Origin of the sequence: Agitococcus lubricus (genome assembly GCF_003051055.1) — a bacterium.
In the GTDB taxonomy this organism is placed as follows: domain Bacteria; phylum Pseudomonadota; class Gammaproteobacteria; order Pseudomonadales; family Moraxellaceae; genus Agitococcus; species Agitococcus lubricus.
This window is the reverse complement of record NZ_QAON01000042.1, coordinates 1-6236: the sequence shown is the minus strand read 5'-3', so window position 1 is coordinate 6236 and position 6236 is coordinate 1. Positions and strand designations below refer to the sequence as shown.

General features: G+C 40.0%; 4 protein-coding genes and 1 pseudogene. All 5 read right to left on the bottom strand.

The annotated features are described in order from the left end of the window. Positions 1–121: 121 nt before the first annotated feature. Positions 122–640 (bottom strand): defense against restriction DarA-related protein, encoded by a 519-nt coding sequence (locus C8N29_RS16245; RefSeq protein ID WP_107867117.1) that lies wholly within the window; start codon positions 638–640, stop codon positions 122–124. A gap of 68 nt (positions 641–708) precedes the next feature. Beyond that, on the bottom strand, positions 709–1077 hold the full coding sequence (locus tag C8N29_RS16240) for a hypothetical protein (protein ID WP_107867116.1): 369 nt from the start codon (positions 1075–1077) through the stop codon (positions 709–711). A 50-nt stretch (positions 1078–1127) separates the two neighbouring features. Beyond that, complete coding sequence (locus C8N29_RS16235) at positions 1128–3794, bottom strand: DEAD/DEAH box helicase (RefSeq protein WP_107867115.1); 2667 nt, start codon at positions 3792–3794, stop codon at positions 1128–1130. Between the two features lie 54 nt (positions 3795–3848). Continuing rightward, positions 3849–5549 (bottom strand): site-specific DNA-methyltransferase, encoded by a 1701-nt coding sequence (locus C8N29_RS16230; RefSeq protein ID WP_107867114.1) that lies wholly within the window; start codon positions 5547–5549, stop codon positions 3849–3851. A 171-nt stretch (positions 5550–5720) separates the two neighbouring features. Continuing rightward, positions 5721–6236, bottom strand: a pseudogene (locus C8N29_RS16915) (hypothetical protein); the annotation flags it as partial.

Below are 6236 nucleotides of genomic sequence, written 5' to 3'. Positions count from 1 at the left end.
ACTACGGTTTGAGAATCCGCATTTTCTACTAATCCATCGTCATTCACAGGATAAATTTTGGCAATTAAATGCTTATTTAAGCCGTAATTTTCACCGCCCCACTCACTAGATAAAGGTATCATTATGCTGCTAACTCCGTCTCTAGTTGTGCTTTGTATTGCTGACGTTCGGCAATTAAGGCATCCAAGCTGTTAACTTGTTCTTGCAAGGCAGATACTCTTGTCTTTTGAGTATTTTTAAGCCCTGAGCTTTTGGCAGCTTGTGCTACATCATCGGCTTTAGTTTTGGCAGCTAAGGCTTTTTGATAAGCAGTACGGCTTGATTTAATCCGTTGAGCAATTTCTTGTATCACGGCTTCGGGCTTATGAGCATCTTGATTGCGTAAAGCAGCTTCTTTGCCATTAATTTTTACTTTGAAAATATCGCCAGTTTGTTTGATTAGCAAAGTTACGGTTTGACTATCAGCAAAAGTTAAAGCTACTTCTTTATAGCTAATGCCAGCGGTACGTTTTAAGGCTTTCTCAACATCATGGCTAACCAACTTTTCACCCAAAGCACTAAACAACTCGATGAGTCGTTTCATGCTTTCTGCTTCGGTAGATAGGTTTTTAATGTCGAATAATAAAGGCGTGGTGGTCATAGTTCTATCACTCAATAAGGGCTATTGAGTGATAGTTTGAAGGGTTTTAGGAGGGATAATTAACAGGGTTACTCATTACTAAACAATGCTAAGGTCTCTCTAATTTTTGCATCATTTGCGTTTGCTTCAGTTTGAGCTTTCTTTCTGCGATAGTCTAAATCACGACTATCTACTTTACGAATCAAAAACTTTAGCGATCTTTTCTTTTTATCAGCGTTGTTTTGCAAATACTCGGCAAATTGATGAGCCAATGCCTCATCACCAATAAAAATACATTTATTAGTTAATCGTCCGTTGATACTTACAGGATGTTTGACTATTTGGTTTTCACCCACATAATCTAAAAAAGCTGCCCCAAAAGCAGACGACCAACCCACTTTAAGATTGACTGGCAAATCATGGTAGTTAAGTTCTGCTTCGATGGTGTATAAGTTCATATATTGCTTTTCCCTATTTCAGCAAAATTAAATGTCTGAGTTCTTTATAATTAGTGTTTAGCTAGAGCATCATGTATCTGCTGATAAACATCACGTCCATCTTCTGCCTTTGATCTTGCCATGAGAAAAATACGTTTGCCTTGGCTATTATTCGCCCATTGCTGACCTATAGCATCTTTTTCTTTACTGTCATCATTAGTTGCAAGAGGTTCACCTTTGTACTCAATAACAGCAATTGAGCCATCATCTAATTCACAGATAAAATCAGGATAGAAATTATCTTTTGCGGTTGGAAGCCAAAATGATGTTTCTCGCTGCTGAGCGATATTTCGTACCCAATGTTTTACGCGAGGGTGCATATCAATCACTTGAGCACATAAAAACTCCTCAGCATTTTTGCCGTCTTTGGTTTTTTCGCGCAAGTCATCAATCTGCTGATAAAAATGCTTTCTAAACTCATAACTACCACGATACGGTTTACGAACGGGATATATACCTGGCTTAAATTCAAATTGATGCCATGCTTGCGGTTCAGGAGCCACAGTCATTTTACCGAATAAATCACCTTGAAAAACTTCTTTACGTGCTAGCTCAAATAAACGGTCTATTTCATTACGCACTGCTTGTCGTAATTGAAACTGTGACCTAATCAATGCTGTTAATGTGAATTTTCGTTCATTAATCAAATAACTGACTAATTTAACGAGATAAGCTCGTAACTGCACTTGTGTTAATCCTGTATGGCGAACTTGCTTATCTAACCAAATCACCAAGTCTGTTTCGGTGTGATTAGTTGGCATCTCATTAAACGTTAGTTGCTCTGCCCATAACTGGCGGTAAGTCACATTTTCACCAGCCATATTCATATCAATTTCAAATGAATGAGCCGTTTCACGGATATTAAATGCCAAGTTGAGTGGATAATTCAGCAAATCTAAGTCAACTGCATTTTCGATAACTTCTTTTTCAACAACTTGCCATTCACCGTCTAAAAATAGACATAACTGCGGAATGGGTGCGAAACGGGCATTCCAGTTTTCGCTTGCATGTTGAGCTTGTCGTTCTGCCCGTGCATCATTAAATGCCGCTTGTACCTGCTCTTGCTTTTTAGCGGGTGCACTTTGTACCACAAAGGATTCTATTTGCTTAAACGTGTCCTCATTTGTCCCTTTTTTAATGAGTAATGTTGCTCCTTGGGTATTAGGGAGAATTTGAATAGCCTGTTTCACTTCATCCGAAAAATGAGTGGTATCGGGTGCGTGAGGCAATGCTAATGCTAACTCTGGCACTATGTTTGCCCGCCCCTGACCTTGTGGTGTCTCAACAGGCAGTGTTTTTTGAATAGCTAAGTCGGCTTCCCATTTATTAAAGCCCATATTAGCCACCATGCGGTCTTTAAGCTGGGAGGCTGCTTGGGCAACACTCTCAGCAATAACGTGGGCGTAGGCTTTATTTAGACTCTCTACGGGACGTTTTTGAGCATAAGGCATACGCAAAACTCGACCCAATAGTTGTTCTACATCTACCGCAGAATTCATATTTTGCAACGATGCTAAGACATAAGCAAAAGAGCAATCCCAACCCTCTTTAAGTGCTTCTACGGTGATAACCACACGAATGGGGCAATTTGGAGCAAACAAATTAATATCATTCAGCTCTTTGGTTGTACCTGTAGATACGGCTATTTGTTCTTCAAGGACACTTTCATGTTGAATTAAATACGCTCGTACCACATCTACCGTCGCTTCACCGCCCTTCGGTTGCGCTTGCACCAAGAGAATAGGACGAATGTAGCTAGGGTCTTTTTGTGCGTCTAACTCTAATTGCTGGCGTTGCAGCAAGGCGTCGCGCAAACAGGACTGCCAACCGTCAGGATGTTCAGTTAAGACCACAGGTAATTTAATCATATCTGCTGCTTTCAATTCAGCAGCCGAAACGGAATACAGGACATTGTTATCGCGTGGTGTGGCTGTGAGTTCGACTAAACAAGCAGGATTGAGACGAGCGAATGTTTCAAATGATAATTTTGAGCGGTTTTTATGCGCTTCATCCAACACAATAATGGGGCGATGCAAGTAAAACCAATTGGCTAATGAATGCTTAACTCGCCCAATATCGGACGTAGTAAGGTGCGGTTGTTCTTTAATAGTTTCAGCAGTAACGCACTCCATTCCTTGCTCTTGTTGAGGTGTTAGAACGGAAAAATGAGGACTTAGTTCTTCAAAAAAAGCATAGACGTTACGTTTTTCTGTTTTGGTTATATTAAATGCTTGGCTAGTAGTAACTATTATTAAACAAGACTTGCCAACATCATTAGGATTGATGGTTTGTAACCCGTCTAAATCACATACCTTGATTTTGTCGCCATAGCGTTGCATAACGGCTTGTCGATATGGGTGTGTCACATCAGCAAGGGCTTTTAAGGTTTGCTGGCGAATCATATCTGATGGCACAAGCCATAGTACGATGGGCGCATTGGTATTAACGTAATGATTAGCAGCAATTGCAATACTATGGGCAGCAATTAGCGTTTTACCTCCACCTGTAGGCACACGCAAACAGACGCTAGGTACACCTATTAAACGGTCAACATAATTAACATCGTAATCAACTGCACGTTCAAATGCGGCTTTTTCACCATGCACACGACAGTCTATAAAAAAAGACTCTAAGGCTTTTAATGCATGTGCTTGATATGTTTTTAAGGTAAGTGCCATTATAAATCCTTATATTTTTAAATAGATCAATATTGAGAAATGATTAGAAGTAAGTTATACACGGTCATGCAACTCATAAGGTATTTGCTTAAATTCGATATTCTCAGCAGTAAGACGTGCAGCCCCCAAACGATTAGCTTCGCCAAAAATTACTTTTTTGCCTGAGTGTGGATGAATTTCTTGTAGATAGGCCAAAACGCTACTGGTGAGTACATTACCGCCATTAGGTCGGCGGTCGCCCAAAATACCGTTATACAATAAATAGTACGCAACGCCTTCCTGTTCTCCAATAAATGGGGTTTGATCCGAATCGATTTTAAAGCCAGTCGCCGTTTTTGTTTCTAGCCACCATATATATGCAGCTAAATCTTTGAAGCGTACATCTGTGGTGATATGCCCTTCTGCATCAAATACAGGTGCGCCCAAAGTATAAAAACTAAAGCCTCCACCACCTTGCCAGTTTAAGGTTTTGGAAATACCGCCTTGCTCACCTTCAATGACTTTGTTGAGCCGTGGAATACAGTGTGTTTGTGCGTGCTCGCCCATTTCGATGCCGATATAACGGCGGTTCATTTTGTGGGCAACAGCGGCTGTTGTGCCACTGCCTAGAAAGGAGTCTAGGATGAGGTCGTTTTCAACAGAGCATAGCTCTAGAACGCGCTGTATGAGTGCCTCTGGTTTCTTTCCATTCGGAAATTGGACATTGCCTTCCTTTGTTAGGTTATTTAATGGAAAACCTGTCCAATATGTACCTAACTTTTCCAACTTGACTAATCTTGAGCCTTTTTTCACTGCCACATCACTTAGCCAAGCAATTAAATCACAATTGTTTCCTTTATAGTAAAGAGTTGTTGGTTTACCTTTGCTTTTCCCTGAGCGCGGCACATACTCGATGCTAAAGAAATCACCTTGGTCAACTGTCGCCTCCATTACCCTAGTTCGTATAGAACTTTGAGCGTTCGTATCTCTAAATATTTTATCAAAATATTTTTTATAACTTTGCTCAATTGTGGTTTTTTCATCTTTGCTAATTTTACTTAATGGCTCAATGACAACTCCACTATGAGTATAAATTTTAATTGGCTCTCCTGAACCATCTTTAACGGTACACAAATACTTTCGCTCACCAAGGTCTTTTAGAACTCTAGTGTATTTCCAACTTTTACCTTCCGACTCCATTTCATCAATTAAATCAAATAAATCCTGTTCTTCATAAACATCATTGAAACGTCCGAATGCGTCTTTCTCTTTCGCGTAAATAAGCAAATACTCAATGTTCTTTTTCAAACGTTTGTCTTCGCCTCCGCCTGATGCTCCTGCTGTTTGCTTCATCCTTAAACTAACTTCGTTGATATAGTTTGAGCGACCAAAAACCTCATCCATCAACACTTTGAAATAATGGACCTCATTATCATCAAGCGTAATACAAATGCAGCCATCTTCAGCTAACAGCTCGCGTAGCATCACTAAACGCGGATACATCATAGAAAGCCATTGCGAGTGCTCTAGCTTATCATCGTAATGTTCAAATGCTTTTTCCGTGTTATATGGTGGGTCAATAAAAATACACTTCACTTTACTGGTATAAAATGGCAAAAGTGCTTTAAGAGCTTGTAAATTATCGCCTTGAATAATCAAATTGTCATTGGCAACGGTTGCGTCACCATAACTCTTTTGATGTTGCAATAAATGATAGGGGACATTGTTACTGGTCTGTACTGCTTGTTTTTTGTTGACCCAATCCAAAAATGGCATTGTTCAGTTTCCCTTTATGATAGTTTAATGTTTAAAGTATATCAGATGATGCTTTAAAGCCTAACTCCCCACTCTACAATGTTAAAAACCCAACCATGACTCTCTGAATACGCCATAAAAAAGAGGAAGTTTTTAGGCTTCCTCTTTTTATAGTTATTATATGGCTGTTTTTTAACCATTAAACTTGCCAATATTTGCCTTATAAACACCCAGCTTATGACCCAGCTTTAAAGACTTCATACGGCGTTTAACCGCTGCTGGCTTATGCGCTTTCATTTGTGCTTTAACCAAAGCTGCTTTTTGCTTAGCAGTGCGTTTTAACTTAGGGCCAATACGCTTACGAATCGTCACCTTTTGGCCTTTGCGAATAGCAAACACCGTTTTATGTGTACCACCACCTGCATCATCAAAAATCGCTGACTCAGAATCTACATCAAAAGCAAATTTTTCAACCGCTTCATCAATCGCATCTTCGTTATCACCCAACGTCTGCACTAAAAACTCTAACAAACGATTAGCCGCGTCATTACGCGCTGCGTCATCATTGCCATTAAATAACGCTTCTAAATCGGCATTATCTGCACCCAATGCACCCATGTAATCACTGGCTGCCTGCATAGCCACCATATAAATATCATTGGTATCATCAGTGCTTGGATCACCGTCTAAATCCATACCCCCATCAGC

Bases quoted from the DNA above. Each gene is read 5' to 3' on its own strand.
- C8N29_RS16245 (WP_107867117.1), bottom strand. From the start codon at position 640: ATGACCACCACGCCTTTATTATTCGACATTAAAAACCTATCTACCGAA.
- C8N29_RS16240 (WP_107867116.1), bottom strand. From the start codon at position 1,077: ATGAACTTATACACCATCGAAGCAGAACTTAACTACCATGATTTGCCA.
- C8N29_RS16235 (WP_107867115.1), bottom strand. From the start codon at position 3,794: ATGGCACTTACCTTAAAAACATATCAAGCACATGCATTAAAAGCCTTA.
- C8N29_RS16230 (WP_107867114.1), bottom strand. From the start codon at position 5,549: ATGCCATTTTTGGATTGGGTCAACAAAAAACAAGCAGTACAGACCAGT.